The organism is Streptomyces sp. NPDC052107, assembly GCF_040680215.1.
Taxonomy (GTDB): domain Bacteria; phylum Actinomycetota; class Actinomycetes; order Streptomycetales; family Streptomycetaceae; genus Streptomyces.
In genome coordinates, this window is sequence record NZ_JBFAWG010000240.1 from 1 (window position 1) to 2,483 (window position 2,483).

The 2,483-nt window shown below is 72.0% G+C and carries 2 protein-coding genes and 2 pseudogenes; all 4 read right to left on the reverse strand.

The window, feature by feature from the left end; all coding sequences use genetic code 11:
* Nucleotides 1–480 (reverse strand): annotated as a pseudogene (locus AB0M27_RS47370) (hypothetical protein); the annotation flags it as partial.
* Between the two features lie 50 nt (nucleotides 481–530).
* Nucleotides 531–1,361 (reverse strand): ATP-binding protein, encoded by an 831-nt coding sequence (locus AB0M27_RS47375; protein ID WP_365732400.1) that lies wholly within the window; start codon nucleotides 1,359–1,361, stop codon nucleotides 531–533.
* Complete coding sequence (locus AB0M27_RS47380; RefSeq protein WP_365732401.1) at nucleotides 1,355–2,182, reverse strand: ATP-binding protein; 828 nt, start codon at nucleotides 2,180–2,182, stop codon at nucleotides 1,355–1,357. The genes AB0M27_RS47375 and AB0M27_RS47380 overlap by 7 nt, the downstream gene beginning before the upstream one ends.
* 188 nt (nucleotides 2,183–2,370) lie before the next feature.
* A pseudogene (locus AB0M27_RS47385) lies at nucleotides 2,371–2,483 on the reverse strand (2-aminoethylphosphonate ABC transporter substrate-binding protein); the annotation flags it as partial.

A 2,483-nucleotide genomic window follows, 5' to 3' on the forward strand; every position in this document is an offset into this window, starting at 1 on the left:
GACGCGTCGGCCGGTGGCGGCCGGGCCGATCGCGCCGAGGACGGCGGTCGTGCCGCGTACGGTCACCACGTCGGTCAGCCCGGCGGCTGTGAGGTGTTCACGCAGGCGCTGCTCATCGGCCTGCTCCGGCGTGTGGGCGAGGAGGGTGAGGCGGATACCGGTATCCGCGCGCCAGGCTGCCAGGCGGCGCAGCCGCTCCACCGTGAGGCGGTGGGCGCGCAGCACGATCGCCTCGTGCACGTCGGGGGCCAGGGTCCAGCAGGTCACCGCGCGCCAGGCCGGGTCGGTGGACATCCGCTCGGCCTCCGGGCGGGAGAAGCCGTCGCGTCCCATGGCGCGCAGCACATCCAGCGCGAGGTAGGCCGGGCTGGTGGTGTGCGGGGTGGGGTCGACGGTGATCCGGCCGCGGGCGGGATCGGCCCACTGGTAGGCGGCTCGGTGCACCGCGTGGTCGTCGTCGCTGTCGAGGAGCAGCCTCACCGGCGGCACCGTCGATGCCGCAGGCTGTTGTGGGGCGCGAGGGGGTGTGGTCATGGGCGTCGGCCCGGGGTGTCGATGCGGTCGACGACGGTCTTAAGCAGGCGAGGGTCGGGCGCCGCGGCTGCTGTGGCGGCCAGGGCCCGCTGGGTGTGGTGAGTGAGCAGGACCCAGCGGCGCAGACTGCCGCTGGCAAAGCGGGCGTCCAGCGCCTGCAGGTGCCCGGGGGCGACGGCTTGCCACAGGGGGTGCAGGGCGGGCACCGCCAGAGGGACCTGGTCGCGGGTGAGCGCAGAGAGGTGAAGCCAGGCGGCGGTGCGGGTGCCGAGCATCCGCTGGGCGCGTAGGTGCCGTTCGCCGCGCTGCCCGGCGATCAGGACCACGCACAGCCCGCCAGGGGTGCCGTCGTGGAGGAAGCGCAGGTACTCCAAGCAGGACCCCGACATCCGGTCGGCGTCGTCGACGACGATGATCCGCGGTGTGGCGGCCAGGGCGTGGCGGATCAGCGTGTCGGCGGCTCCGGGGTCGGCAGGCGGTTCGCCGGTGAGCTCGAGTGCGCCGTGGAGGCCGGTGCGCAGGTCCGCCGGCGTGGGCTGGGCCCGCAGGTCAAGCAGCACAGCCGCGCCGAGACGGTGTGCCGCGGTGCGGACGGCGAAGGTCTTGCCGACCCCGGCATCGCCCAGCACGCACAAGAAGCGCCGCTGGGCACAGGCGTCGGCGAGCGCCTCGCCCACGGCGAGCATGCCCGGGGTGAGCAGGGTGCGTACCCCGGGGACAGCGAGGAAGTGCAGGCCGGGTGGGGCGGCGTCGTCCACGGCGGCGAAAGGTTCCCCTGCCGCCGCCTTGCCCCAGACGGCCCGCGAGGGGGGCGCGGTGGTCAGCACCGTGCCAGGGCCCAGTCCACGACTCGGTCGTCGACCTTCTCCGCGCCGAAGTACTGAAGGCCCTTCAGGACGTGTTTGGTGATTCTTGCCCATTCGCGGAAAGAACCGTCGGCGTGCTGGGTGTCGATCCGCTTCAGCAGCGCCTCGTCGACGTCCCGCCACACCGGGTGGGAGTCGGGGACGGTCTTGAGGACCTCCTCGGGGGACATCGCGAGGATCTCCAGGCGGATGTAGATCCGCGAGGCCAGCGCCGGGTCGCTCTGCAGCGTCTCGTACGCCTCCCGGCCGCCGACGAAGAGGATGGCGGGCTTGGGGTCGCAGGTGTCCCACAGCTTGCGCAGGAACTCGAAGTTCTCCCGCCGGTACTGCTGGGCCTCGTCGCACACGATCACATACGGGCGCCGGGGCAGGGTCTCGCGCAGCAGCTTGTCGAACGCGGTCGGGGTGCCGGGCATCTTGCAGGAGAGGTTCATCTGGTGGAACAGCTCCTCGCGCAGGTCCTTCGGCCCGGGGCGGGAGCGGGCGAAGTCCAGCGGGAGGATCAGATCAGGGTTCATCTCCTGGATCGTGGCCCGGGTGGAAAAGCTCTTGCCGAGCCCCGCGTCGCCGTAGATCACCGACATCGCCCTGGATTCGACGGTGTCGACGACGGTGTCCTTGATCTGCAGCAGCGTGTCGGTAGCGACCAGTTGCGAGTCCGGAATATCGAGGAAGAACTGCGGACGCAGATCGGGCCGGCGGCGGGGCGCCGTGACGGAGGGGCCCGCGGGCGACTCGGCGCGGCGCCTGGGCACGTGCTTGCGTTGGGGTGCAGTAGTCATGATGCGTCCTTTGAAGACGGATCGGCGGGGGCAGTGGCCTGGCCGGGGCGTACCCAGCTGGCCGGGACGGGGGTCAAGGGCTGATACGGCTCCGCGCGCCGCCGAGGCGCGGCAGGCGCTCGCTGGCTGGTGCCCGCGAGCTCGGCGAGCGCCTCTTCTTTGGTCATGCGGGTTGCCGAGGCGGGCACCCAGGTGCGGGGCGGGTCCGCGAGCCGCTTCTTGTTGTAGATGAAGCCGAAGTAGTTGTTCACGACGGAGGTGCACTTGGCGTCGGGGGGCTGGTGCGGCGCGTCGGCCTGGT

Bases quoted from the DNA above. Each gene is read 5' to 3' on its own strand.
- AB0M27_RS47380 (WP_365732401.1), bottom strand. From the start codon at position 2,182: ATGACTACTGCACCCCAACGCAAGCACGTGCCCAGGCGCCGCGCCGAG.